At 70.2% G+C, this 26,335-nt stretch carries 22 protein-coding genes and 1 pseudogene; 12 read left to right on the plus strand and 11 right to left on the minus strand.

The window, feature by feature from the left end; genetic code table 11:
* Positions 1-351: 351 nt before the first annotated feature.
* The 5 genes from cseC to AB0D57_RS42165 form a co-directional block, all read right to left on the minus strand.
* Entirely contained in the window at positions 352-1,674 is a 1,323-nt protein-coding gene (gene cseC / locus AB0D57_RS42145) for a two-component system sensor histidine kinase CseC (RefSeq protein ID WP_362086585.1), read from the minus strand.
* 155 nt (positions 1,675-1,829) lie between these two features.
* Positions 1,830-2,540, minus strand: a complete 711-nt coding sequence (cseB, locus tag AB0D57_RS42150) for a two-component system response regulator CseB (protein WP_362086588.1) — start codon at positions 2,538-2,540, stop codon at positions 1,830-1,832.
* A 19-nt stretch (positions 2,541-2,559) separates the two neighbouring features.
* Positions 2,560-3,174 carry a hypothetical protein gene (locus AB0D57_RS42155; protein WP_362086591.1) on the minus strand — a complete coding sequence of 205 codons (615 nt, stop codon included), beginning with the start codon at positions 3,172-3,174 and terminating at the stop codon, positions 2,560-2,562.
* A gap of 41 nt (positions 3,175-3,215) precedes the next feature.
* Entirely contained in the window at positions 3,216-3,767 is a 552-nt protein-coding gene (locus AB0D57_RS42160; protein ID WP_362086594.1) for a SigE family RNA polymerase sigma factor, read from the minus strand.
* A gap of 267 nt (positions 3,768-4,034) precedes the next feature.
* Positions 4,035-4,955, minus strand: a complete 921-nt coding sequence (locus tag AB0D57_RS42165; RefSeq protein ID WP_362086597.1) for an A/G-specific adenine glycosylase — start codon at positions 4,953-4,955, stop codon at positions 4,035-4,037.
* A 384-nt stretch (positions 4,956-5,339) separates the two neighbouring features.
* On the opposite strand from AB0D57_RS42165, the gene AB0D57_RS42170 reads away from it, so the two are divergent.
* Positions 5,340-6,143 carry a hypothetical protein gene (locus tag AB0D57_RS42170; protein WP_362086600.1) on the plus strand — a complete coding sequence of 268 codons (804 nt, stop codon included), beginning with the start codon at positions 5,340-5,342 and terminating at the stop codon, positions 6,141-6,143.
* Between the two features lie 108 nt (positions 6,144-6,251).
* Here the strand turns inward: AB0D57_RS42170 and disA are convergent, their stop codons facing one another.
* Together disA and radA are read right to left on the minus strand one after the other, a co-directional pair.
* On the minus strand, positions 6,252-7,376 hold the full coding sequence (gene disA / locus AB0D57_RS42175; protein ID WP_362086603.1) for a DNA integrity scanning diadenylate cyclase DisA: 1,125 nt from the start codon (positions 7,374-7,376) through the stop codon (positions 6,252-6,254).
* A 68-nt stretch (positions 7,377-7,444) separates the two neighbouring features.
* On the minus strand, positions 7,445-8,854 hold the full coding sequence (gene radA, locus AB0D57_RS42180; protein WP_362086606.1) for a DNA repair protein RadA: 1,410 nt from the start codon (positions 8,852-8,854) through the stop codon (positions 7,445-7,447).
* A gap of 195 nt (positions 8,855-9,049) precedes the next feature.
* On the opposite strand from radA, the gene AB0D57_RS42185 reads away from it, so the two are divergent.
* Complete coding sequence (locus AB0D57_RS42185) at positions 9,050-10,858, plus strand: hypothetical protein (protein ID WP_362086609.1); 1,809 nt, start codon at positions 9,050-9,052, stop codon at positions 10,856-10,858.
* A 248-nt stretch (positions 10,859-11,106) separates the two neighbouring features.
* Here the strand turns inward: AB0D57_RS42185 and AB0D57_RS42190 are convergent, their stop codons facing one another.
* On the minus strand, positions 11,107-11,988 hold the full coding sequence (locus AB0D57_RS42190; protein ID WP_362086612.1) for a hypothetical protein: 882 nt from the start codon (positions 11,986-11,988) through the stop codon (positions 11,107-11,109).
* 71 nt (positions 11,989-12,059) lie between these two features.
* Here AB0D57_RS42190 and AB0D57_RS42195 point away from each other — a divergent pair, with 71 nt between their 5' ends.
* The 4 genes from AB0D57_RS42195 (at position 12,060) to ilvD (ending at position 16,712) form a co-directional block, all read left to right on the plus strand.
* Positions 12,060-12,992, plus strand: a complete 933-nt coding sequence (locus AB0D57_RS42195) for a Ppx/GppA phosphatase family protein (protein ID WP_362086615.1) — start codon at positions 12,060-12,062, stop codon at positions 12,990-12,992.
* A 183-nt stretch (positions 12,993-13,175) separates the two neighbouring features.
* On the plus strand, positions 13,176-14,000 hold the full coding sequence (locus AB0D57_RS42200) for a sugar phosphate isomerase/epimerase (protein WP_362086618.1): 825 nt from the start codon (positions 13,176-13,178) through the stop codon (positions 13,998-14,000).
* A complete protein-coding gene (locus tag AB0D57_RS42205) occupies positions 13,997-14,614 on the plus strand; it encodes a TetR family transcriptional regulator (RefSeq protein ID WP_362086621.1) in 618 nt (205 codons plus the stop codon). Before AB0D57_RS42200 ends, AB0D57_RS42205 begins: the two co-directional genes overlap by 4 nt.
* Positions 14,615-14,858: 244 nt before the next feature.
* Positions 14,859-16,712: a dihydroxy-acid dehydratase gene (ilvD, locus tag AB0D57_RS42210; RefSeq protein WP_362086624.1), complete on the plus strand. Its 1,854-nt coding sequence runs from the start codon at positions 14,859-14,861 to the stop codon at positions 16,710-16,712.
* Positions 16,713-16,783: 71 nt separating this feature from the next.
* On the opposite strand, the gene AB0D57_RS42215 is transcribed toward ilvD, so the two are convergent.
* Positions 16,784-18,946: a serine/threonine-protein kinase gene (locus AB0D57_RS42215; RefSeq protein WP_362086627.1), complete on the minus strand. Its 2,163-nt coding sequence runs from the start codon at positions 18,944-18,946 to the stop codon at positions 16,784-16,786.
* A gap of 135 nt (positions 18,947-19,081) precedes the next feature.
* Between AB0D57_RS42215 and AB0D57_RS42220 the strand changes: the two genes are divergently transcribed.
* The 3 genes from AB0D57_RS42220 (at position 19,082) to AB0D57_RS42230 (ending at position 21,027) form a co-directional block, all read left to right on the plus strand.
* Positions 19,082-19,408, plus strand: coding sequence for an SH3 domain-containing protein (locus tag AB0D57_RS42220; RefSeq protein ID WP_362086630.1), 327 nt, complete (start codon positions 19,082-19,084; stop codon positions 19,406-19,408).
* Between the two features lie 48 nt (positions 19,409-19,456).
* Complete coding sequence (locus AB0D57_RS42225) at positions 19,457-19,978, plus strand: EamA/RhaT family transporter (protein WP_362086633.1); 522 nt, start codon at positions 19,457-19,459, stop codon at positions 19,976-19,978.
* A gap of 245 nt (positions 19,979-20,223) precedes the next feature.
* Complete coding sequence (locus AB0D57_RS42230; protein WP_362086636.1) at positions 20,224-21,027, plus strand: class I SAM-dependent methyltransferase; 804 nt, start codon at positions 20,224-20,226, stop codon at positions 21,025-21,027.
* On the opposite strand, the pseudogene AB0D57_RS42235 reads toward AB0D57_RS42230, so the two are convergent.
* A pseudogene (locus AB0D57_RS42235) lies at positions 21,027-21,603 on the minus strand (SulP family inorganic anion transporter); the annotation flags it as partial. The gene AB0D57_RS42230 and the pseudogene AB0D57_RS42235 overlap by 1 nt on opposite strands.
* A 294-nt stretch (positions 21,604-21,897) precedes the next feature.
* On the opposite strand from AB0D57_RS42235, the gene AB0D57_RS42240 reads away from it, so the two are divergent.
* The 3 genes from AB0D57_RS42240 to proC all read left to right on the plus strand — a co-directional run bounded on the left by AB0D57_RS42240 (position 21,898) and on the right by proC (position 24,634).
* Positions 21,898-22,764, plus strand: coding sequence for an ABC transporter ATP-binding protein (locus AB0D57_RS42240; RefSeq protein ID WP_362086639.1), 867 nt, complete (start codon positions 21,898-21,900; stop codon positions 22,762-22,764).
* Positions 22,761-23,567 (plus strand): ABC transporter permease, encoded by an 807-nt coding sequence (locus tag AB0D57_RS42245; RefSeq protein WP_362086642.1) that lies wholly within the window; start codon positions 22,761-22,763, stop codon positions 23,565-23,567. Before AB0D57_RS42240 ends, AB0D57_RS42245 begins: the two co-directional genes overlap by 4 nt.
* Before the next feature lie 257 nt (positions 23,568-23,824).
* Complete coding sequence (gene proC, locus AB0D57_RS42250; RefSeq protein ID WP_362086645.1) at positions 23,825-24,634, plus strand: pyrroline-5-carboxylate reductase; 810 nt, start codon at positions 23,825-23,827, stop codon at positions 24,632-24,634.
* Positions 24,635-24,729: 95 nt separating this feature from the next.
* Here proC and trpS read toward each other — a convergent pair whose 3' ends face one another.
* The gene (gene trpS, locus AB0D57_RS42255) at positions 24,730-25,728 is read right to left on the minus strand and encodes a tryptophan--tRNA ligase (RefSeq protein ID WP_362086648.1); all 999 of its coding nucleotides are present in this window, start codon (positions 25,726-25,728) and stop codon (positions 24,730-24,732) included.
* Positions 25,729-26,335 lie beyond the last annotated feature (607 nt).

The following is a 26,335-nucleotide window of genomic DNA, read 5'->3' on the forward strand; positions in this document are numbered from 1 at the left end:
GACGCTCGGCTGGGAAACCCCAGCCGAGCGCCTGTCTAAACTGCTCGCGGCCTGATCAACCGACCACGTGTTGCAACGACCCCTTGAATTCGCCGTCCGCCCCGGGGGCCTTCTCTTGTACGGGGCTGGGGTGGGGGTGTTTCGCCCCCGCCGCCCCTACCCTCCCCCAAGCTCTCGGCTTCGCTCGAGCAGGGGGGACCCCCATCGTCCCTGGGGGCTCCGCCCCCAGACCCCCGTATCGCGCTGACGCGCTCGTCCTCAAGCACCGGACGGGCTGGAGGACTGACGCGCTCGTCCTCAAGGGCCGGACAGGCTGGAAGGCTGACGGGCTTTCAAGTGGCGGGAAGAAGGTCACATCGGCAGCATCGGATAGCTTCCCGTGTTCGTCGGCGCGTGTTCCGGCAGCCACAGGACCGCGACCGCGCCCTCCGCGGACACGTGCGCAAGGGCTCCCGGGGGCCGGACGTTGCGGAAGGTGAGGCGGGCGCCGAGTACCCGGGCCTGGCCCGCCGCGATGGTGAGACCCAGTCCGTGACCGTGGCCCGAACGGTCGCTGCTGCCCGTGCGGAAGCGCCGCGGTCCGTCGGCGAGGAGTTCCTCGGGAAAGCCGGGCCCGTGGTCGCGTACGCGGATCACGCGGCCCTCGACCGAGACCTCGATCGGTGGCTTGCCGTGCCGGGCGGCGTTGGCCAGCAGGTTGAGCAGGACGCGCTCAAGGCGGCGCGGATCCGTTGTCACCTCTGACTCGTGTATCACCCGCACCTTGATGTCGGCGTCCTTGGCGGCCACGCGCCGCGACACGAACTCGCCGAGCAGGATGTCCTGCAACTCGGCCCGCTCGGACGCGCCGTCCAGCCGGGCCACTTCGAGGACGTCCTCGACGAGGGTGCGCATGGCCTGCGCCCGGTCCCGGACCAGTTCGGTCGGGCGGCCGGGGGGAAGGAGTTCCGCTGCCGTCAGCAACCCGGTCACCGGCGTACGCAGTTCGTGCGCGATGTCGGCGGTCACCCGGCGCTCGGCCTCGATGCGCTTCTGCAGCGCGTCCGCCATGGCGTCCACCGCCCGCGCGAGGTCGTCGGTCTCGTCGCGTACGACCCCGCCGATCGCGTCCCGTACGCGTACGTCGGTCTCGCCCCTGGCGACCTGGTTCGCGGCCGAGGCGGCCTTGCGCAGCCGCCGCGACAGCTGGCCGCCGATCAGCACGCCGAGCGCGCTGCCACCGAAGACGACCGCGATCGAGCCGATGATCAACGCCTGGTCGAGGTCCTTCATGACGTCCGTGTTGCGGTCCGTGAACCCCGTGTGCAGGGAGAGGACACGGCCGTCCTTGACCGGTACGGCGGCCCAGATGTCCGGCGCTCCGCTCGGACCGTCGGCCACATAGGTGGCCCGCCGTCCCTGGGCGACCTTCGTCAGCAGGTCCGCGGGGATGGCCGGGTCGTCGACCTTGACCCCGAAGGCCTGCGTGCGCCCTGACTCGTACATGCGCTGCGCGACCTGGATGCGTTCGTCGGCCAGGTCGCGCGAGTTGTCGAGCATCGAGACGCGTGCCGCGTTGTGCACGACGAGGCTGAGGGCGACCGCGACGAGCGCGCCCACCAGGGCGATCGCCGCGCTGAGCTTCCACCGGATGCCGGTGCGGATGCCGGCGCCGTCGCTCGTGGCGTCCCTCATGGCGTCACTCGTGCCAGGGCCCGTGCCGACGCTCGTCCCGCCGCCTGCTCCGCCGCCTGCTCTCTCGCCCGTTCTCTCGTCCGTTCTGTCCGGAACCCGGCGCCGCAACTTCCCCCGTGTCCCCGGCATGTGCCGCACTCCCCGCATACCCCTGCTCAGGCCTTCAACTTGTAGCCGAAACCGCGGACCGTCTCGATCCGGTCCTGGCCGATCTTCGTCCGCAGCCGCTGCACATGGACATCGACGACGCGGGTGTCACCGCCCCAGCCGTAGTCCCACACGCGTTCGAGCAGCTTGTCGCGGCTCAGCACTGTGCCCGGCGCGGACGAGAACTCGAGGAGCAGCCGCATCTCGGTGGGCGTCAGAGCCACCGGCGTACCTCCCTTGCGCACCTCCATCCCCTCGGTGTCGATCTCCAGTTCGCCGAAGGAGAGTACGCCCCTGTCGACGCCGGACCCGCCCTCGGACTCGGCGGCGGAGCCGTGACCGTTGGCGTGCCCGAAACGCCGGAGCACCGCGCGGATCCGGGCGACCAGGACAGCCCCGTCGAAGGGCTTGGTCACGTAGTCGTCGGCGCCCGCTTCCAGGCCGAGGACGACGTCGATCGAGTCGGCGCGCGCCGACAGCATGATCACGGGGACGGTCGACGCGTCACGGATGCGCCGGCACAGGCTGACGCCGTCCAGGCCGGGCACCATGACGTCCAGCAGGGCGATGTCGGGGCGGTCGGCGCGGAACGCCTCCAGGCCTGACAGCCCGTCGGGCATGGCCGTGACCGCGAATCCGTCGCGCTCCAGGGCGAGCTGCGTGGCCTCGCGGATGACGTCGTCGTCCTCGACGAAAAGGACATGGGTCTGCTCTGCCATCCGGCTGCTCCGCCCGCTCTCAGTTCGCATCGGGGGCGGGCGAATCGGCGCCGCCCACCGCGTTGCTGTAGTCCGTGTGGGTCCGGGACTCCGCGGTGAAGCGGCTCGCGGACCAGCTGTAGGTGATCACTTCCTCGCTGGAGGGATACGACACCGGGTCGCCCTTCTTGTACAGCTGCTGGGTGATCACCAGATCGCCCCGGTCGATCTCCGCATAGACCGGCGGCTCCTCGGCCTTGAAGACGTTCTCGTACCCGCCGCTTTCCTCGCGATACACGTACGAGCCGATCCCGACGGCATCGCCGCAGGTCATCACATTGACCACGACGTCGTCCGAGGCCGCTCCGGTCAGATCCCCGTACGACACGTCGACCGGGTACTCGTCGGCGACGCACGGCTTCAGGGCGCGCTTGACCGACTGGCTGACCTCCGGGTCGTCCTCGAGGAGCTTGACCGCGTCCACACGCTTGGGGGCTTTGCTCGGCGAGGGCGACGCGGAGGCGGCGGAGGCCGGGGCGGTGGTCGCACCGCCCTTCGCCACCACGTCAGTGCCCGCCGGGCCTTCGTCTCGGGCCCCCGTTCCCCCTGTGGCGCAGGCGGTCAGGAAAAGGCCGAGGGCGGCGAGCGCGGCCACCGCCGCACTCCCCGCCTGCAAGACCTGCCTGGCCCGAGTTCCTAGGCCGCGCAACGCTCCCGCTCCTCACCTGGTTCGAGCGCGCGGGCGCCGCGCTCGTCGTGGTCCCGGCTCTCCAGCTCCTCGCGGAGCCGGGCCAGCGCCCGGTGCAGCGTGCTTTTGACCGTTCCGGCCGACATGCCGAGGGCGGCGGCCGTCTCTTCCGTGGACATCTGCTCCCAGTGTCGCAGCACCACGACACTGCGCTGCTTGGGAGCCAGCACCTTCATGATGTCCATCAGCAGCGCGCGATCGGCGTGCTGCTCGGTGGAGTCGTCGACGCACGCGTCCGGCATCTGCTCGGTGGGGACCTCGTCGAGCTTCCGCGCCCGCCACCACTCGGTCCGCGTATTGATCATCACGCGCCGCAGATACGCGTCGGCCAGCCGCTTGTCCGCGATGCCGTCCCAGCGGCCGTACGTCCGTACCAGCGCGGTCTGCAGCAGGTCCTGGGCATCGACGGGGTCGGGGACCAGCCGGCGGGCGCTGCGCAGCAGCGCGTCCTGCCGAGTGCGGACGTACTCCTCGAACTCGAGCACCTCGCCGTGCGCCATGATCGACCGCCTCCATCCCCGTTTCGGCCTGCCTGCTGTCGCCTGCCGCCGGTTGTCCGTCGCTTGTGTCCCGCTGTCGTTGCGCTGTGTCTGCGGTACGGGAATGAAGCTACGGAGGCGTTGTCACGGGGTTGTCCGAGGCAGCCTGCGGCGAGCGCTCGGCTGTCCGTCGGTTGTGTAACGGATGTATGGACCGGGTAAGGCGGGGCGATCATCTGCCCTGGTTGGGGTGGATTTATGGCCCTGGAGGAAGCGGCGGGGCGGCGGCTATGTCAACGGCAGCCGATACAAACCACCCGGGAGCGGTTCCACGAGACCGTCGGCGACCAGACCGTCGAGGGCGCGAGCCCGCTGCACGGGTTCGTCCCACACACGGTTCAGCACGGACTGCGGGACCGGCCCGACGGCCTCTCTGAGTACGGCGAGGAGCTTGCCGCGGACCTGTCGGTCCGTGCCCGCGTACGTCTGTCCGCGGCGCGGCGGGCCCTCGTGCTCGGGCTTTCCTGCCAGCCGCCACGCGCACTGCGCGGCGATCGGGCAGCGGTGGCAGGTCTCGTTCTTCGCCGTGCAGACCAGCGCGCCGAGCTCCATGGAGGCGGCGGCCCAACGGGAGGCCGTGCGGTCGCTCTCGGGGAGGAGGGCACGGGCGAGCTTGCGCTCGGCGGCCGTGGTGGCGTTCGGGGGGTACCGCACGCCGGTGACGGCCCGCGCGAAGACCCTCCTCACGTTCGTGTCCAGTACGGCGTGACGCTGGCCGTACGCGAACGACGCCACCGCGGCGGCCGTGTACTCGCCGATGCCGGGGAGCGCGAGCAGCTGCGCGTGCTCCGTGGGTACGTCGCCGCCGTGCCGTTCCGTTATGGCGACCGCGGCGCCGTGCAGCCGCAGGGCGCGGCGGGGGTAACCGAGGCGGCCCCAGGCGCGGACGGCTTCGCCCGGGGGTTCCTTGGCCAGGTCGGCAGGTCGGGGCCAGCGGGCCACCCACTGCTCGTACACGGGCAGCACGCGACTCACCGGGGTCTGCTGCAGCATGAACTCACTGACCATCACGCCCCAGGGGCCGGCGTCGGGGCGGCGCCAGGGGAGGTCGCGGGCGTGCTCGTCGAACCAGGTGATGACCGGGTCGTGCAGGGTCTCGCCGGGGGCGTTGGGCTGGGGGCTGGGTGTGGGCATGGTGGGTGCAGTCATGGCGTTTCCGATCCTGCCATGCGGGGGTGCTGCGACGCGCTTTCCGCACGTACGTGGTTTTCGCCCCCGCCGCCCCTACCCTCCCCCAAGCTCTCGGCTTCGCCCGAGCAGGGGGGACCCCCATCGTCCCTGGGGGCTCCGCCCCCAAACCCCCGCCAGGCATCCCAGCCCGTCCGGCGTTTGAGGGCGAGGCCGTCCAGGCCGAAGCGGGGGTCTGGGGGCGGAGCCCCCAGGAACGGGATGGAACGGGTAGGGGCGGCGGGGGCGAAAACTCCCCATCAGCAACAACTCGACCACCTTGCCGGAATGATGATCCGGAAAAGTTGGCGCTTAGGGCGGCGGGTGGGGCAGGCGACGCCAGGGATCTCTCGTACAGTTTGCGCCGTGGGATCTATGCGCAATCCGGTCGGGCCGCTTCCCTCCTCCATCTACTGGCGTCGGAGGGCCGTTCTGCTGTCCGTGGTCGCCCTGTTGGCGCTGCTGATCGCCTGGGTGGTCGGCACCGGCGGCGGAGGCGGCAAACAGAACGCGGACGGGTCCAACGGAAAGAACCCGGTGGACACGATCACTCCGGGACCGTCCGGCTCCGGACCCGCGATCAGCCAACACCCGGGCGGACGCGACGAGTCCAGCGCGAGCGCGAGCCCCGGCAGCGGCGGCGACGACTCCGGAGACTCCAGCGGATCCAGCAGCGGATCCACCGGGGACACCGGAACCTCGGACGACGGATCCAAGAGCGGCGGCGGCGTCGGTTCCACCGATCAACTTCCGGCCGGGTCCACGCTTCCCAACTGCACGACAGGCGCGGTCAAGGTGTCATTGAGGAGCGTGCGCAACACGTACGCGCTCGGCGAGAAGCCCTCGATAGAGCTGATTGCGAAGAACTCCTCCAGTGGCGACTGCAAGGTCGATCTCGGCCCGAAGAACGCCGTCCTGACGATCACTCAGGCCGGAAGCGATGAGAGCTTCTGGTCCTCCGACGACTGCCTCAAGGACCCCGGCAGCCTGCTCTTCCGCGTTCCGGCGGACGACCAGGTGACCTACACGCAGGACTGGGACCGCACGGCCAGTGCCCCCGGGTGCACGACGCCCTCGCCCGGTTCGGCGGCAGCCGGCACGTATTTGGTGGAGGCGACGGTGCCGGGGCTGACGAAGGCGCAGACGTCGTTCGTACTGTCGAAGGACTGAGCGGGCCCGCAGGACCGAGCAAGCCGCAGGACCGAGCAGGCTCGCAGGACCGAGCAAGCCGCAGAACTGGGAAGCGGCGGAAGACGCGCCCGCCTCCCGGTCACGAAGTCAGACGTACCGCTCCAGGATCGACGACTCCGCCAACCGTGAGAGCCCCTCACGGACGCTACGCGCCCGCGCCTCGCCCACACCGTCGACCGTCTGGAGGTCGTCGACGCTGGCGGCGAGGAGCTTCTGCAGACCGCCGAAGTGCTCGACGAGGCGGTCGATGATCGCGCCGGGCAGCCGCGGCACCTTGGCGAGCAGGCGGAAGCCACGCGGAGATACCGCGGAGTCGAGCGCCTCAGGGGAGCCCGTGTAGCCCAACGCTCTCGCCACCGTGGGGAGTTCGAGCAGTTCCGCGTGGCTGAGGGCGTCCAGCTCGCAGAGCGCCTCGTCGACCGTGCGGGAACGCTTGGCGGTCGGCTCGGGCACATAGTCGCGGACCACCAGCTCGCGCTCGGGCTCAACGCCCGCGATCAACTCGTCCAGCTGGAGGGCGAGCAGACGTCCGTCCGTGCCCAACTCCACCACGTACTCGGCGATCTCGGTCGCGATGCGACGCACCATCTCCAGCCGCTGGGCCACCGCCGACACGTCCCGGACGGTGACCAGGTCCTCGATCTCCAGAGCGGAGAGCGTGCCCGCGACCTCGTCCAGGCGGAGCTTGTAGCGTTCCAGGGTCGCCAGGGCCTGGTTGGCGCGGGAGAGGATCGCGGCGGAGTCCTCCAGGACGCGGCGCTGACCGTCGACGTACAGAGCGATCAGGCGCATCGACTGGGAGACCGAGACGACGGGGAAGCCGACCTGCTTGCTCACCCGGTCCGCGGTGCGGTGCCGGGTGCCCGTCTCCTCCGTGGGGATCGTCGGGTCGGGCACCAGCTGCACGCCGGCCCGCAGGATCTTGGTGAGGTCCTTGTCGACCACGATGCCGCCGTCGAGCTTGCACAGCTCGCGCAGCCGGGTGGCGGTGAACTCGACGTCCAGCACGAAGCCGCCGGTGCACATCGACTCGACGGTCTTGTCCCAGCCGAGCACGATGAGTCCGCCGGTGTTGCCGCGGAGGATCCGCTCGAGCCCGTCGCGCAGCGCCGTGCCGGGTGCCACGGCACTCAGTGAGGCGCGCATCAGGCCATCGGCACCGGAGCTCCCACCGGATTTTCCGGGAGCTGCTGCCCGGTCGTTGGCTGCCACTGCACTCCTCCGGTCGCGGGTTTCCGGTCGCCCACGGTTCGTACGGACGGGCGAGACCAGGGCAAAGTCTACCGGCGCTCTTCGTCCTCCCGTGGGGCCTCTCGACGACGCGAGCGCGGAAGGACCCGCAGGGCGTCGCCCATGTCGGCGACTTCCAGGACCTTCATACCGGGAGGGATCTTGCCCGGGTCGGTCGGTACGAGGGCGTGTGTGAAGCCCAGACGGTGCGCTTCGGCGAGCCGGCGCTGGACGCCCGTGACCCGTCTGACCTCGCCCGCGAGACCTACTTCGCCGATCGCCACGAGGTTCTTGGGGAGGGGGGTATCGCTCGCGGCGGACGCGAGGGCGAGGGCGATGGCGAGGTCTGCGGCGGGCTCGGAGAGCTTCACACCGCCGACCGTCGCCGAGTAGATGTCCCGCTTCCCGAGCGCGCTGATGCGGCCTCGCTGTTCCAGGACGGCCAGCATCATCGAGACGCGGGAGGTCTCCAGACCGGAGGTCGTACGGCGCGGGGAGGGGATCTGTGAGTCGACGGTGAGGGCCTGGACCTCGGCGACCAGGGGGCGGCGGCCTTCGAGGGTGACGGTCAGGCAGGTCCCGGGGACGGGTTCGGCGCGACGCGTCAGGAACAGACCCGAGGGGTCCGCCAGGCCCGTGATCCCCTCGTCGTGCAGCTCGAAGCAGCCGACCTCGTCCGTCGTCCCGTAACGGTTCTTGACCCCTCGGACGAGCCGCAGGCGCGCGTGCCGGTCGCCCTCGAAGTGCAGCACGACGTCCACGAGGTGTTCGAGCAGGCGGGGACCGGCGATCGCGCCGTCCTTGGTGACATGGCCCACCAGGAGCGTGGACATGCCGCGCTCCTTGGAGGCGCGGATCAGTGCCCCCGCGACCTCTCTCACCTGGGCCATGCCGCCGGGCGCACCATCGATCTCCGGGGAGGCGACGGTCTGGACCGAGTCGAGGATGAGGAGCGACGGCTTCACCGCGTCCAAATGGCCGAGAACGGCGGAGAGGTCGGTCTCCGCGGCCAGATAGAGGTGGTCGTCGATGGCTTTGATGCGGTCGGCGCGCAGTCGCACCTGGCTGGCGGACTCCTCACCCGTGACGTACAGCGTGCGGTGCTCGTCGCTCGCGGACTTCGCCGCCACGTCCAGCAGCAGCGTGGACTTGCCGACGCCCGGCTCACCGGCGAGCAGGACGACCGCGCCCGGTACGAGACCGCCGCCGAGCACGCGGTCGAACTCGGGCACACCGGTGGTGCGGGCGGTGGCATGGCGGCCGTCGACCTGTCCGATGGGCACCGCGGAGGTGGTGACGCGGCCCGGTGCCGTCGTGCGGACCGCGGGTGCGCCGTACTCCTCGACCGTCCCCCACGCCTGGCACTCGGCGCAGCGGCCGAGCCACTTGGCCGTCTGCCAGCCGCACTCGGTGCAGCGGTAGGACGGTCGGTCCTTCGCGGTTTTCGTACGGGCAGCCATGACGAAACCGTAGCCGAGCCCACTGACAGCCCGGACCGGCGAGGCATCTGCCATCGACTGCCATCGCCGCCTGTGACGGCGTGGGCCATGGAATCGGAGGTTCCTGTCCCCTTTTGAGGGATCGTTTCACCCGTACGGATTAAATGTGCTCAAGGGGGAAGAAGGGGCCACCCTCGGGCGCCTACGGTCGCACGGGTGATGAGCAGCGGTCCGGAGACCTCCACGCACACCACCGGCGCACACCGGGCGCACGGAGACGCACGCAAGCGGGTGGCAGCGCCCCGTGGCGCATCGGCCCGCACGGTGGCCCAGCGCCTTCCCGCGCGCTACGGGCCCTACTTGGACGGCCTGTTCACCTACTGCCTGTCCGTGCTGTGCGACCACGACGCGGCCACCGCCGCCCTCGGGGACGTCCTCGCGCTGGCCGAGCGCCGGAGCCCGCGCGGCCCGGAGTCCGCGGACGACCGCAGGGCCTGGCTGTACGCGCTCGCCCGCTGGTCCTGTCTGCGCAAGCTCACCGAGGCCCGGCGCCGACGACGGGCCGCGCACGCCTCAGGCCGCCACGGGACCCCAAAAGGCCCCAAAAATTCCAAAGAGTTCAAAGGCTCCAAACATGCCAAAGGCCCCAAAGATGTCGCCGATCGATACGCGGCCGAGGCGCTGAGTGCCCCTGTTTCCGAGGAGGCTCAGGCCCGACGGCAGCGCGAACTCGCCCTGCTGGCCTGGCCGGAGGCCGCCGGCACCACTCCCGAGCAGCGCGAGGCACTCGAACTCGCCGTGCGCCACCAGCTCACCGCCCACGAGGTCGCCGCCGTCCTGGGCATGGACCTCGCCGCCGCACGCGAACTGCTCGCCTCCGCCGCCTGCGAGGTCGAACGCACCCGCGCCGCCCTCGCCGTCGTGGAGACCGGCACCTGCCCGAGCGTCGCCCGCCTCACCGGCGACAACCAGCTGGTCCTGAGCACCACCCTGCGCCGCGAACTCGTCCGGCACGTCGACGACTGCCCGCGTTGTCGCCGCACCGCCGAGCGAGCCGCCCCCGGTATCTGGCCCGGCGCCGGCGTCACGCCCGCCGCGCTCCCCGTCCTGGAGGCCCCGCGCACGGAACTGCACATCGCGATGGCGCACACCCCCCGCGCGCGGGGCGGCGCTCCACGCTTCGACCGGCGCGGTTTCCCGATGGACCCCAAGGACCACGCGGCACGAAGAGACCGGCTACGCGCGCGTGCCGTCACGACAACCGTCGTCGCCACGGTCGTCGCCGCCCCCGTTCTCGCCCTCTGGGCGGCCTACCGCGGCGCGCCCCTCACCGGAGAGGGCGCCGACGGCCACGCGATCACCGCGAGCGAGGCGCAAGGCCCCGACAGCATCAACGGAGAGGAGCCGGGCAGCTACGAGAACGCGGGCAACGCCAGTACCGAACCCGACAGCCGCTTCATCAACGGCAGCCGCTCACCCGACGTCTCCGTCGAGGTGATCAGTGCCCCCGGAAGTGCCCCGGGCGGCGCCCCCGGGGCCAGAAACGGCGCGGGAGGCCTCTCCGTGCGGGCCGCGAGCAGCGGCGACACGACCCTCGTCACGCTGACCGCGTCCGGTACTTCGCCGGTCCGCTGGTCCGCGAGCACGGGAGCGTCCTGGCTCTACCTCAGCCAGTCGTCGGGAAGGCTCGCCCCCGGCGAATCGTTGACGATCAAGGTGTACGTCGATCATCTTCGCGAGCCGGTGGGCCCCTGGGGCGCGCGGGTGTCGATCGCACCGGCGGGCGCGGTGGCCACGATCGAGGGGTACGGGAACGCGGGCGCGCCCGACCCCGGCCCGACCTCCGGCCGTCCCACCCCGTCCACCCCCGACTCGACCCCGCCCCCGTCCGAGCCCGACCCGACGCCGACTCCTTCGGACCCCGACCCGACGCCGACCCCCACTCCCACGGACACGTCCCCGTCGGACCCGGGCGGCTCGACACCCCCGCCCAGCGACAGCAGCGACCCGAGCCCGTCCCCGTAGGGCCGAAGCAGGACGGCCGAAGCAGGACGGAACCAGGGTGGAACCAGGACCGAGGCACGACCGAAGCAGACCGCAGTGGGCCCAAAGAGGACCGAAGAGGACCGAAGCAGTACCAAAACGGCGGACCGGCGCCCTCGGCCGACCGCACCCGCGTCAGCCGACCGCATCCGCGTCAGCCGACCGCATCCGCGTCAGCCGACCGCATCCGCGTCAGCCGACCGCATCCGCGTCAGCCGACCGCATCCGCGTCAGCCCACCGGATCCGCCGGATGCGGCGCAAACAGCGGCAGCTGCGAGGCCAGCCGCTCCTCGCAGAGCTCGACCAACCGGTCGTACCCCGCCTTGCCCATCAGCTCGACGAGCTCCGGGCGGTACGAGACGTACACCGGGTCGCCCGCGCCGTGCGCCGAGGTCGCCGACGTGCACCACCAGTGCAGGTCGTGCCCGCCCGGACCCCACCCGCGGCGGTCGTACTCGCCGATGGACACCTGGAGCACCCGGGTGTCGTCGGGCCGGTCGATCCACTCGTACGTCCGTCGCACGGGCAACTGCCAGCAGACGTCCGGCTTGGTCTCCAGGGGTTCGCGGCCCTCCTTCAACGCGAGGATGTGCAGCGAGCAGCCCGCGCCGCCGGCGAAGCCGGGCCGGTTCTGGAAGATGCAGGACCCCTGGTACGGCCGGGTCTGCCGGTCGCCGTCCTCGTCCTCCGAGACCCAACCGCTCTCCATGCCCACGTCATGGTGCTGCCAGATGTCCGGCGTGAGCCTCGCCACGTGCCCGGCCACCCGCTTCTCGTCGTCCTCGTCCGAGAAGTGCGCCCCGAGCGTGCAGCAGCCGTCATCGGCGCGACCGGCCTGGATGCCCTGGCAGCCGCTTCCGAAGATGCAGTTCCAGCGAGAGGTCAGCCATGTCAGATCGCACCGGAAGACCTGCTCCTCATCGGCGGGATCCGGAAATTCCACCCATGCGCGAGCGAAGTCGAGCCCCTGCTCGTCAGATACGGAGATCGTCTTCGAGGACTTTTCCGGGGACTTCTTCGTCTTCTTCGGTGACTTCTGGGACTCGATGGCCTTCGCCTGCGAAGAATCCTTGGAGGATTTGTCGGGTTTCGCCTTTTTCGTCTTTGGCACCCGTCCAGGGTAAGTCGCTTCAGGCCGCTCCGGGGACGGCCGTCCGCCGTCCGCCCAGTAGCGTTCCGTACATGAGACTCGGTGTCCTCGACGTTGGTTCGAACACGGTGCATCTGCTGGTGGTGGATGCGCACCCCGGCGCGCGCCCGCTGCCCGCGCATTCACACAAGGCCGAATTGCGGCTCGCCCAACTGCTCGACGAGAGCGGGGCGATCGGCTCCGACGGCGTCGACAAGCTGATCGAGACGATCAGGGGCGCGCTGGACGCCGCCGAGGACAAGGGCGTCGAAGCCCTGCTGCCGTTCGCCACCTCCGCCGTGCGCGAGGCCAGCAACGCCGACGACGTGCTGGCCCGGGTGCAGGCCGAGACCGGCGTCGAGCTCCAGGTCCTGGCCGGCTCGGAGGAGGCCCGGCTGACCTTCCTGGCAGCCCGCCGCTGGTTCGGCTGGTCGGCGGGCAAACTCCTCGTCCTCGACATCGGCGGCGGCTCCCTGGAGATCGCGTACGGCATCGACGAGGAACCGGACGCCGCGGTGTCCCTGCCGCTCGGCGCGGGCCGGCTGACCGCGGGCTGGCTGCCGACCGACCCGGCCGACCCCGCCGACATAAGGGCGCTGCGCCGCCATGTGCGCGCGCAGATCGCCCGTACGGTGGGGGAGTTCAGTCGCTTCGGCGCCCCCGACCACGTGGTCGCCACCTCCAAGACCTTCAAGCAGCTCGCCCGCCTGGCCGGCGCCGCGCGCTCCACCGACGGCCTGTACGTCCAGCGCGAACTCAAGCGCCGCTCGCTGGAGGACTGGGTACCCCGGCTCGCCGCGATGACCGCCGACGAGCGCGCGGAACTCCCCGGCGTCTCCCCGGGCCGCTCGAACCAGCTCCTCGCGGGCGCGCTCGTCGCCGAGGGCGCGATGGACCTCTTCGGCGTGGACACCCTGGAGATCTGCCCCTGGGCCCTGCGCGAGGGCGTAATCCTCCGCCGCCTGGACCACCTGCCGACGGAGTAGCAGGTAGGACACTCCCCGCGCCCCAAAGGGGGGTGCGGGGCTGTGACATATGCGACTCCGACGTGTGGGCGCGCTCCGCCACAGACCACCCGCCCCCGCAGCCGCACCCGCCCCCGATGACTCTCCCCACGGGGAACAGGTGCCCCAGCCCAACGGCCAGAGGCACCCCGTACGCTGTCCCTCGTGGCAGAACCAGTCGTGCGCATCCCGGATGCGAAGGTCGCGCTGTCCACGGCGTCCGTGTATCCGGAGTCGACGGCGACGGCATTCGAGATCGCCGCACGCCTCGGCTACGACGGCGTAGAGGTCATGGTCTGGACCGACCCGGTCAGCCAGGACATCGAAGCCCTCCGCCGCCTCTCCGACTATCACCAGGTCCCGATCCTCGCCGTTCACGCCCCCTGTCTGCTGATTACCCAGCGCGTGTGGTCCAGCGACCCCTGGGTCAAGCTCCAGCGCGCCCGGGCCGCCGCCGAGAAGCTCGGCGCCTCCACGGTGGTCGTCCACCCCCCGTTCCGCTGGCAGCGCCAGTACGCGCGCGACTTCGTCACCGGGATCTGGCGGATGGCGAACGAGACGGACGTACGGTTCGCCGTCGAGAACATGTACCCCTGGCGCTACCGCGACCGCGAAATGCTCGCCTACGCCCCCGACTGGGACGTGACGAAGGACGACTACCGGCACTTCACGATCGACCTCAGTCACACCGCGACGGCCCGCACCGACGCCCTCCAGATGATCGACCGCATGGGCGATCGCCTCGGACACGTCCACCTCGCCGACGGCAAAGGCTCCAACAAGGACGAGCACCTCGTCCCCGGCCGCGGCACCCAGCCCTGCGCCGAACTGCTGGGGCGTCTCGCGCTCTCCGGTTTCGACGGCCATGTCGTCATCGAGGTCAACACCCGCCGTGCGATGTCCAGCGCCGAACGCGAGGCGGACCTGGCGGAGGCCCTGGCCTTCACCCGCCTGCACCTCGCCTCCGCGGTGAAGGTGCCCCGCCGGTGACGGACGCCGCCGCCCCTCGCCGCAGGGGACGCCCTTCCCGTACGCAGTCGGAGGCGGGCCCCGCCACCCGCGACCGCATCCTGGAAGCGGCCCGCGAGGAGTTCTCCGAGCGGGGCTACGAGAAGACGTCGGTGCGCGGCATCGCCAAGGCCGCCGGTGTGGACTCGGCCCTCGTGCACCACTACTTCGGCACCAAGGAGCAGGTCTTCGAGACGGCCGTCGAGCTCGCCTTCGCCCCCGCCCTGGCCGCGTCGGGCGCGGTCGAGGACGGCCCCCTGGACACGGTCGGCGAGCGCCTGACCCGCTTCGTCCTCGGTATCTGGGAGAACCCGACCACCCGGACCCCGCTGCTCGCGATCGTCCGTTCCGCCGTGAACAACGAGACCGCGGCTGCCGTCTTCCGCCGTCTGGTCGCCGCCCAGCTGCTCCGCCGCATCGCGGGCCGCCTCGACGTCCCCGACGCGGAACTGCGCGTCGAACTGGCAGCGGCCCAGCTGGTGGGGGTGGCGATGCTCCGTTACATCATCAAGGTCGAACCCCTGGCGTCGGCGGACGTGGAACGCGTCGTCGAGCGGGTGGCTCCCGTGGTGCAGGGCCACCTGACCACCCCGTGAGCTGTGGCGCCCCCCACAGGGGTGCGGGGCTGTGACCTTGTGCGGCTCCGCCGCGTGGGCGCGACCAGCCCTGAACGACCTGCACACACCACCGAGAACCGCCCCCCCCACGGCGCCCCTCGACAACCACCACCCGCAGCCGACCCCCGAGACAGGTGTCCCGCATTCCGGACGCTCCGTCCGAATCGTGGCGCCCGGGCGTAGGCTCGACCTGAGTCATTACTCTCCGAAGGAGCGAGCGACGATGCCCGAGCTGAGGTCCCGCACAGTCACCCACGGACGCAACATGGCGGGGGCACGTGCCCTTATGCGCGCCTCCGGTGTACCGGGCGCGGACATCGGACGGAAGCCGATCATCGCGGTGGCCAACTCCTTCACGGAGTTCGTGCCGGGCCACACCCACCTCCAGCCGGTCGGCCGGATCGTCAGCGAGGCCATCACCGCCGCCGGAGGCATCGCGCGCGAGTTCAACACGATCGCCGTCGACGACGGTATCGCGATGGGCCACGGCGGCATGCTGTACTCCCTCCCCTCCCGTGACCTGATCGCGGACTCGGTCGAGTACATGGTCGAGGCCCACTGCGCCGACGCCCTGATCTGCATCTCGAACTGCGACAAGATCACCCCCGGCATGCTCATGGCGGCCCTGCGCCTGAACATCCCGACGGTCTTCGTCTCCGGCGGCCCCATGGAGTCCGGCCGCGCCACGCTGGTCGACGGCACGGTCCGCACGCTCGACCTGGTCGACGCGATCTCCGACGCCGTGAACGACAAGATCTCGGACGAGGACATCCTCCGTATCGAGGAGAACGCCTGTCCGACCTGCGGCTCCTGCTCCGGCATGTTCACCGCCAACTCGATGAACTGCCTGACCGAGGCCATGGGCCTGTCCCTCCCCGGCAACGGCTCGGTCCTCGCCACCCACACGGCCCGCAAGGGGCTGTACGAGGACGCGGCCCGCACGGTCGTCGACATCACGCGCCGCTACTACGACCAGGACGACGAGTCGGTCCTGCCCCGCAACATCGCCACGCACGCCGCCTTCGAGAACGCCATGGCCCTCGACATCGCGATGGGTGGCTCCACCAACACGATCCTGCATCTGCTGGCCGCCGCCCAGGAGGCGGGCGTGCCCTTCGGTCTGGACGAGATCAACGAGGTCTCGCGCCGCGTGCCCTGCCTCGCCAAGGTCGCCCCGAACGTGGCGAAGGACCGCACGTACTACATGGAGGACGTGCACCGCGCGGGCGGCATCCCGGCCCTGCTGGGCGAGCTCCACCGGGCCGGCCTGCTGAACGAGGACGTGCACTCCGTCCACAGCCCGACCCTCGCGGACTGGCTGAAGACGTGGGACGTGCGCGCCGACTCCCCGTCCCCCGAGGCCGTCGAACTGTGGCACGCCGCCCCCGGCTGCGTCCGCTCCTCCGAGGCCTTCTCCCAGTCCGAGCGCTGGGAAGCCCTCGACGAGGACGCCGAGAACGGCTGCATCCGCTCCGCCGAGCACGCGTACTCCAAGGACGGCGGCCTCGCGGTCCTGCGGGGCAACCTGGCGGTCGACGGCTGCGTCGTGAAGACGGCCGGCGTCGACGAGTCGATCTGGACCTTCGAGGGCCCGGCCGTCGTCTGCGAGTCGCAGGAGGAGGCCGTCGACAAGATCCTCAAGAAACAGATCACGCACGGCGACGTCGTCGTCATCCGCTACGAGGGTCCCAAGGGCGGCCCCGGCATGCAGGAGATGCTCTACCCGACGTCCTTCCTCAAGGGCCGAGGCCTCGGCAAGACCTGCGCCCTGATCACCGACGGCCGCTTCTCGGGCGGCACCTCGGGCCTGTCGATCGGCCACGCGTCCCCCGAGGCGGCCTCCGGCGGCACCATCGCCCTGGTCCAGGACGGCGACCGCATCCGCATCGACATCCCGAACCGTTCGATCGAGCTGCTCGTGTCGGACGAGGAGCTGGGCGCACGCCGCGATGCGCTCAAGGGCGTCTATGCTCCGGCGGCCAGGGAGCGCAAGGTCTCCGCAGCCCTGCGTGCCTACGCGGCGATGGCGACGAGCGCGGACAAGGGCGCGGTGCGGGACGTCTCGAAGCTGGGCTGATCCAGAACGGCAGACCTGGCCATTTCCTGACCAGACCAGACCAGTCCTGAGCAGTTCCTGATCCTGAACCTTCACCAGGCCGACGGATCGTCCCCCGCCACTCCGAACACGGTCCCGTCGGGCGCACTCGCGTAGACGCGGCCGCCGGTGACGAGCGGCGGGGACAGCGCTGCTGGGACCCGGTCCGCCTCGGCACCGAGCCGGGTCCGGGTCTGCCCGACGAGCTTCCCCTTCGCCGCGTCCACGGCGAGCAGCCGCCCGTCGGCCGCGGTGAAATAGACGTGCTCGGTGTCGGCGACGGGCGCCGAGCCCCGGCTCACGGACGTCTCGAGGCGCCAGCGCTGCTTTCGCGTCTCCAGGTCGACGGCCACCAGCGGGCCGAGCGTGGCCACCAGATAGACGGTGTTCGCGCGCACGGTGGCCTGAGCCTGGGGGAGTGTCACAGCGAACTCCACCCGGTGCGACACCTTGCTCTGCGGGTCGTACTGGACCAGGGCGTCCGTCTCGGTGTTCTTGTCGACGGACGTGAAGACGACCGTGTCCCGCTGGGTGCCGACCGGGTACAGCGTGCCCTTCAGGCTGGCGTCCCATCGTACGTCCCCGGTCTCCGGATCCAGCCCGGCCACCCGCGTACTCGTCCCGTCGCCCGACGTACTCGTGGCGTAGGCGAGCCCACCCCCGGCGAACGCGGCGAGGTTCGGCGCGCTCTGCCCCGGTATCCGCTGGCTCCAACGGCTCTCGCCCGAAGCCCCGTCCACTCCGGTGACCGTCCCGTCGGCACCGGTGAGCAGGACCGTTCCGCCGGCGTGCTGCACACGGCTGTACGCCGAAAGATCCATCGTCCAACGTGTCCTGCCCGAGGCCGGATCGAGCGCCTCCAGGAGTCCGCCGCCATGGGTGACGGCGTGCACCAGTCCGCCCGAGGTGACGGGCAGGCCATCCGGAGCACTCCGCTCACCGGAGTCGTGCCGCCACAGCACGTGGCCGTCGACCGGGTCGAGGGCGTAGACCAGCCCTGGCTGGGCGCAGAACAACTTCCCTGCCCCGTACGAGCATTGAGGCATCCCACTGGCTCCGGGCACAGGTTTGGTGTCCCACCCGGTGAAACCGATCGGCGCGGACCGCGCCCCCTGGTCCTGCGAGGTGCCGCTGCTGTCCTGTCCGAGCAATTGGGTCGTCGCCAATGTCCCGCCCGCGGTAAGGACAAGAGCTCCGGCGACGAGCGCGATGCGTTTGAGGGCGCGTTTCCTGGGCCGCGGCTTGGACTGCGGAGGATCTCCGTCGACGGAAGAACCGTCGACGGAAGAACTGCCGACAGAACCATCGACGAAACTGCCGACGGGATCATCGTCAGGACCGGACGGCTCGGCACGCTGAGCCGGAATGAACGCCTGCGTATCGTAGGAGGCCGCCACCGAGCGCAGCTCCCGCATCAGTTCGTCAGGGGTCGGCCGGTCCTCAGGTTCCTTGGCCAGGCAGCGCGTGACGAGCGGTGCCAGATTCGTGGGAACGTCCGTCAAGTCCGGCTCGTCGTGCACAACTTGATAGGCGATGACGTACGGGCTGTCGGAGTCGAAGGGTCCCCGGCCCGTCGCGGCGTGCACCATCACCGAGCCCAGGGCGAAGATGTCGGCGGCCGGTCCCACCTGTCGCGGACGGCGGAACTGCTCGGGTGCCATGAACGGCGGTGTGCCGATCAATTTGCCCGTTTCGGTATGCAGTTCACTGTCCGACGGCCTGGAAATGCCGAAGTCGATGACCTTGGGGCCGTCGTCGGCGAGCAGGACGTTGCTGGGCTTCAGATCCCGGTGTACGACCCCCACCCGATGGATGTCGCGCAGCGCCTCGGCCAGTCCGGCCATCAGACGGCGCAGTTGGTCGGGGGGCATGGGGCCGTTCCGCTTCACGTACTCGGCGAGGGTGGGGCCGGGAATGAAGAGAGTGGCCATCCATGGCCGTTCGGCCTCCGGATCGGCGTCGACCACAGGCGCGGTGAACGCTCCGCTCACCCGCCGCGCGGCGGCGACCTCCTGCCGGAACCGCCCCCTGAACTCGGGATCCCTCGCGAACTGTGCGTGTACGACCTTCACGGCGAGCCGCAGCCCCGAGGTGCTGCGGGCCAGCTGGACGACGCCCATGCCGCCGGACCCCAGGCGCTCCTCGAGACGGTACTGCCCCGCGTACTCGGGAAGTTCCGCTTCCGCACCCGATCCGGTGTTCCGCTGTGGCGCCAAGGACCCACCCCCGTGCTGTTCGTCCGCGCGCGCGACGCACGGAGCCTAGTCGATTCCTCGTACGAGACCGAGGCGGCTTGCTAGCCTCCGCGTGCGAAAGACGTACACATGTCAGATTCAACGGGGGAGATCTCCATGGCTGTTGAGCCTATAGAAAGCAGCGACGAGGAAGCGGCGTCCACAACGGCGACCGCGAGCTCGGTCCAAGCGGCAGTGAACTCCTACCCGCTCGCACCCGGCCACGCGGTGAACGTCCGCAGCGGCCCCGGCACCGGCTACCGCATCGTGCGCGTGCTGCCCGCGGGCTCAAGCGTGCCGATCTTCTGCCAGCGGCCGGGCGAATCCGTGAGCGGTCCGTACGGCACCACAAGCATCTGGGACAACATCGCCAGCGGCGAGTACGTCTCGGACGCCTACGTGAAGACCGGCAGCGACGGCTACGTCGCGCCGCGCTGCGCCTGAGGCATCAAGGGCCGGGGCTTTGCGGCGGACCGGAGCGATAATCGTCTTGTGAGCGACAAGAGCGAGACCGGCACCAGTACCGAAACCAGTGTCGGAACCGGCACCCCCGCAGGGCCCCAGCCCGAGCCCCTGCGCTTCTTCGGCACGACCTGGGTGGCACACGACGGCGGCTACCCGGTCCGCCGCGTCGCCGTGGCCGTCGGCGCGCTCGCCGCCGCGGTCGCCGCCTGCTTCGTACTCCGCTTCGCCTACCAGGGCCTGGCGATCGCGGACGTCGGCGAGTTCGTGACCCTCCTGGTCGTGGTGATGTTCGCAGTGTGCAGCGCGCTCGCGTTCCGCCACACCTGGGACGCCTTCACCAAGCGCCCCGACCCCGACCGCCAGGCCTCCCTCCGCGGTCTCCTGGCCATCGGCTTCGTCGGTTCCCTCCTCGCCTACTCCTTCCGCGCCCTCACCGAGGCCCCCGGCGAGAAACTCCACCGCGAGGAGTACGAAACGGCCCGCCGACAGTACGAACGCCGCACAAACCGCCGCACGAACAACCCGTCAAAAAAGCACCGCCGCTCTTAAGCCCCGGGAATACGGGAACATCTGTCACTCTTCACCCCAAACAGCAACCTTTCAGCCCGGCCTGCACTCCCAGCCCGTCCGGCGTTTGAGGACGAGCCCTTCGGGCGACCGGGGGTCTGGGGGCGAAGCCCCCAAGGGACGATGGGGGTCCCCCCTGCTTGAGCGAAGCCGAGAACTTGGGGGAGGGCAGGGGCGGCGGGGGCGAACAACCCACCCCAGCCACCCCACTCCGCCACTATGACCGTATGACCCGCACCCCCTCTTCCTCCCCCTCCCCTTCCTCCCACACCACCCGAGCCCACTCCTTCAACACCGCCGCCGCCGAGTACGCCGCGAACCGTCCCTCCTACCCACCCGCCCTCTTCGACGCCATCGAAGACATGGCAGCCCGCCCCCTCACCGGCGCCAGAGTCGTGGACGTAGGCGCCGGCACCGGCATCGCCACCGCCCTCCTCCACGCAAGAGGAGCCGACGTCATCGCCGTGGAACCCGGCGAGGCCATGGCCGCGGAGTTCCGCCGCACCCTCCCCACCGTCCCCGTCATCCGCGGCACCGGCGACACCCTCCCCCTCGCCGACGCCTCCGCGGACTTCCTCACCTACGCCCAGGCCTGGCACTGGACAAACCCGGCCCACTCCATCCCGGAAGCGCTTCGCGTCCTGCGCCCAAACGGTGCACTCGCCCTCTGGTGGAACACGGAAGCCCTCGACATCCCGTGGATCGCCGCAGCCGCCGACCGCATCGAGCGCCACTTCGGCATCGACCCGGTAGTCGAGAAGAACGGCAGCGGCGCCCGCGCCGCAGCGGCGCTGTCCACCGCCCCGACCCCCCGATTGACCGTCGCCCAACGCACACTGCGCTGGAGCCGCCGCGTCCCACTTGACACCCACCTCGCCAACCTCGGCAGCCACTCGATCTTCCTGGTCCTCGGCAAGGAGGGCGCGGAGGCGTTCCTCACCGAGGAGCGCGCGCATCTCCTGGAGACGTTCCCGGAGGGCGAGGTCGAGGAGGTCTACGACGTACTGCTGATCGTGGCAACCCGCTCGTGATCCCACGCGGTCTTGGCCACGGCGAACGCGAGCCCGACCAGCACTCCCTCGAAGAGGTTCCCCACCAAGATGGCCACCGCCGTCACGCCCAGCACCACCACCACCTCCCCCCCGATGCCCGCGCCACAGCACCCACACCCCCAACTCCCGCACCGGCACCAACTTGCACCCCGCATGCACCAGCAACCCCGCCAGCGCCGCCACCAGAATCACCGTCGGCACCCCGGGCAGCACAACGGTGAAGACCAGCAGCCGCACCCCATGCAGCACCCGAGACACCTTCGGTCGCGCCCCGGCCTGCACGTTCGCCGCGCTCCGCACGATCACCGCGGTCATCGGCAGCGCCCCGAGCAGCCCGCACACGGCATTCCCCGCACCCTGTGCGATCAGCTCCCGGTCGTCATCGGTTCGCGGCCCCCGGTGCAGCCGGCCCACCGCCGCCGCGCTGAACAGCGACTCGGCGGAAGCGATCAGCGCGAACGCCAGCACCGTCCCGAGCACGCCCACTTCCGTGAACCGCCCCAACTCCGCCAAGGACGGCGGCTGCACGGCATCCAGCAGCCCCTACGTCTGCACCGCGCCCCTAGGGCCTGTCCGGCGGATCATGCCGGAGACGCGGGGTCTGGCATGCCGATCTGCGGCGTTGTCGTCGGTTGCCGACTGACCCCGCTCACCTGCGCCGACAAGGCACCACTGCTTCCCTCCGACTTGATCCGCCGGACAGGCCCCAGGCGTAACCACCATGTGAACGCAGGAGCGCGCCACCTCGCCGCACACCGGAGCGCCGCCTCCCGATGACACCCCCGCGCGCCTGCGCCGCCGGATGCGTCGGGCTTGACGGCCCTACTCCACGCGAGCAATATTCATCGCATGATGAATATTGCTCGACGCCCACCCGCTCCCGCGGAACCACGGGACTCCTCCTCCCCACAGGCCGCGGCGATCCGCGCCGAAGCCCTCACCGTCGTACGCGGCACCCGCACCGTCCTGCGCAACCTCGAATTCGCCGTCCCGCGCGGCCAGATCACCGGCCTGCTCGGCCCCTCCGGCTGCGGCAAATCGACCCTGATGCGCTCGACCGTCGGCACCCAGGCGAAAGTCACCGGCACCCTCGAAGTCCTCGGCCGCCCCGCCGGCGACGCCTCTCTCCGCTCCCGCATCGGCTACGTCACTCAAGCCCCCTCCGTCTACGACGACCTGACCGTCCGCCAGAACCTCGACTACTTCGCCGCGATCCTCGATCCCGGGCTCTCCCGCCCTCGACTCCGCTCGCGCGGGGAAGCCTCCATCGCCGCCGAACGCCGCCACGCCACGGTCACCCAGGCCATCGCCGACGTCGACCTCACCTCCCACGCCGACACCCTCGCGGGAAACCTCTCCGGCGGCCAGCGCAGCCGCGTCTCCCTCGCGGTCGCGCTCCTCGGCACCCCCGAACTCCTGGTCCTCGACGAACCGACCGTCGGCCTGGACCCGGTCCTCCGCCGCGACCTGTGGACCCTCTTCCACCACATCGCGGCAGCTCGCGGCGCCACCCTCCTCGTCTCCTCCCACGTCATGGACGAGGCCGAGCGCTGCCACCGCCTCCTCCTGATGCGCGAGGGCGAGATCCTCGCCGACGACACCCCCGACGCCCTGCGCGAACGCACCGACTCCGACACCGTCGAGGCCGCCTTCCTCCACCTGGTCGACGAAGCGATCACGGCGGGCGCCCACCCCCACAAGGAGACCGTCCGATGACCACGAGCACGGGCACGAGCACGAGCGTGCCCCCGAGCGCAGCACCTTTCGTACGCGCGAAGGCGATCAGCTACTCCCGTACGACCGCCACCGCGACCCGTGTCCTGAGCCAGCTCCGCCACGATCCGCGCAGCATCGCGCTGATGATCCTCGTCCCGTGCGTCATGCTCGTCCTGCTCCGCTACGTCTTCGACGGCAGCCCACGCACCTTCGACTCCATCGGCGCCTCCCTCCTCGGGATCTTCCCGCTGATCACGATGTTCCTGGTCACCTCGATCGCCACCCTGCGCGAACGCACCTCCGGCACCCTGGAACGCCTTCTCGCCATGCCCCTCGGCAAGGGCGACCTGATCGCCGGCTACGCCCTGGCCTTCGGTTCGCTGGCCATCGTCCAGTCGGCCCTGGCCACGGGCCTGGCGGTCTGGACCCTGGACCTGGACGTCACCGGCTCCCCGTGGCTCCTCCTGCTCGTCGCGCTGCTCGACGCACTCCTCGGCACCGCTCTCGGTCTCTTCGTCTCGGCCTTCGCGGCCTCGGAATACCAGGCAGTCCAGTTCATGCCGGCCGTGCTCTTCCCCCAGATCCTCCTCTGCGGCCTCTTCACCCCCCGCTCGAACATGCACCCCGTCCTCGAAGCCCTCTCCAACGTCCTCCCCATGTCCTACGCCGTCGACGGCATGAACGAAGTCCTCATGCACACCGACGTGACCGCCGCCTTCGTCGGCGACGCGCTCATCGTGGCGGGCTGCGCACTACTGGTACTGGGCCTCGGCGCAGCAACGCTGAAGCGCCGAACCCCTTAGCCCCCAGTGCCGGGCGGCACAGCCCGTCCGGCGTTTGCGGACGAGGCCGTTCAGGCCGCCGATGCGGGGGTCCGGGGGCGGCAGCCCCCAGGCAGGGATGGAACGGATAGGGGCAGCGGGGCCGCCCCCCAACCGGCACCTGAACACCTAGGACGCTCGAACACCCGACATCCCGCCCACCGGACGACCAAGCCGCCCCCACGCCCCCGGTGGGAGGATGAGCACCGGACGACACAACCCCCGGAGGGCCCCGCACCATGACCCAGAAAGTCGCAGTCCTCGGCACGGGCAAGATCGGCGAAGCCCTGCTCAGCGGAATGATCCGGTCCGGCTGGGCCCCCGCAGACCTGCTGGTCACGGCCCGCCGCCCCGAGCGCGCCAAGGAACTCCAGGAGCGCTACGGCATCACCGCGGTCACCAACGCCGAAGCCGCCAAAACCTCAGACACGCTGATCCTCACGGTCAAGCCGCAGGACATGGGCACCCTCCTCGACGAACTCGCCCCGCACGTCCCCGCCGACCGCCTGGTCATCAGCGGCGCGGCAGGCATTCCCACCTCCTATTTCGAGGAGCGCCTGGCCGCAGGCACCCCTGTCGTCCGTGTCATGACGAACACGCCCGCGCTCGTCGACGAGGCCATGTCCGTCATCTCCGCCGGCAGCCATGCCACCCCCGAGCACCTCGCCCACGCCGAGGAGATCTTCGGCGCCGTCGGCAAGACGCTCCGCGTCCCCGAGTCCCAGCAGGACGCCTGCACAGCCCTCTCCGGTTCGGGACCGGCGTACTTCTTCTACCTGGTCGAGGCCATGACCGACGCGGGCATTCTGCTCGGCCTACCCCGCGACAAAGCCCACGACCTGATCGTCCAGTCCGCGATCGGCGCCGCCGTGATGCTCCGCGACAGCGGGGAGCACCCCGTGAAGCTCCGCGAGAACGTCACCTCCCCCGCGGGCACCACGATCAACGCAATCCGCGAACTCGAGAATCACGGTGTCCGCGCAGCCCTCATCGCCGCACTGGAGGCAGCCCGCGACCGCAGCCGCGAACTGGCCTCCGGTAACAGCTAGCGGACGCCGCGCCAGGCAACAGCTGAAAGACGTGGGGCCAGGCCCGCCCCCGGCTCCACCATCTTTCAGCCCACCGCCTTTCAGTCCACGACCATTCAGCCCGCCGCCAGCAACCCGATCGCCCGATAAGCCGCGTCCACCCTCGGCCTCGCCATCTCCCTGGCCTTCTCCGCCCCGTCTCGCAACACCCCCTCCACATAGGCAGGATCCGCGCACAACTGCTTGTGCCTGTCCTGTACGGGCCTGAGGAGTTCGACCACGGCCTCGGCGGTGTCCTTCTTCAAAGCGCCGTACGACTCATATACACCGCTCAAGGCTTCGGGGTTCCCACCGTCACAAGCGGCAAGAATCTCCAGCAGATTCGAGACCCCCGGCCGCGCCTCCCGGTCGTACACAACGTCCTGGCCGCTGTCCGTCACGGCCCGCATGATCTTCTTCCGCACGGCATCCGGCTCGTCGAGCAGATACACCACCCCAGGCCCGACGTTATCGCTCTTCCCCATCTTGGACGCCGGTTCCTGCAGATTCATGACCCGCGCCGCGACCTGCGGATGCGTGGCCCGAGGCACTACGAACGTGTGCCCGTACCGCTGGTTGAACCGCACCGCCAGATCCCGAGTGAGCTCCACATGCTGTGTCTGATCGTCCCCGACCGGCACCTCGTCAGTCCCGTACGCCAGGATGTCCGCCGCCATCAGCACGGGATACGTCAGCAACGACAGCCGAACACTCCCGCCCCGCTCCCGCTCCCGCGCGGCCTTCTCCTTGTACTGGATCATCCGCCGCATCTCCCCGTCGGTCGCGACGCACTCCAGCACATACGACAACCGCGCGTGCTCGTCCACATGACTCTGTACGAACACGGTGCACCGCTCCGGATCGAGCCCCGACGCCAGCAACAACGTCGCCGCCTGCCGACTGAGCCTGCGCACGCGCCCCGGGTCGTGGTCCACGGTCAGCGCGTGCAGATCGACGATGCAGAACAGTGCATCGGCCCGGTGCTGATCGACATCAGCCCAGCGCCGTACGGCCCCCAGGTAGTTCCCCAGCGTCAGATGCCCGGTCGGCTTGACCCCACTGAAGATCCGCGTCACTTCTCCACCTCCTGGTCGAGGCCGCCGCGCCCGTCGGCCGGCTCTCCAGGAGGGAGACACAAAAACGGCCGCCGAGGCGGCGGCCGTTGAGTACATACGTGAGTACGGCCGCCGTCAGGCGGCCCACCACTGCTGGGTGCACGTACGCGTAGTCATGCCTCCGAGACTACGCCCCCGGGGTGCCCCCGGAGTGGAGTTGACACGGCTCCATGTCGTACGTAATGTTCTCCGGGTTGTCCGACGTGAGCGCCGACTCCGGTCGGTCCCCGGACAGCCATTCCGCGCCAAGCATTCAACGAACGGCGACTCGTCGTCGGCTCGTTTTCATGCGTGTTTGCGAAATGAGGAATCCGCGTTCGAGAGGACGCCACCCCGATTAGCTCGGGAGGCAGGAATCCGCTAAAGTCTCACTCGTCGGAACGGCCCAACAGTCGCGAAGACAACCCCGCTGACTGGGAATCGGGCCCGAAAGGATCTGATAGAGTCGGAGCCGCCGGAAAGGGAAACGCGAGAGCGGAAACCTGGAAAGCGCCGAGGAAATCGGATCGGGAAACGGTCTGATAGAGTCGGAAACGCAAGACCGAAGGGAAGCGCCCGGAGGAAAGCC

It is taken from the genome of Streptomyces sp. NPDC048275 (genome assembly GCF_040652275.1).
GTDB lineage: Bacteria > Actinomycetota > Actinomycetes > Streptomycetales > Streptomycetaceae > Streptomyces.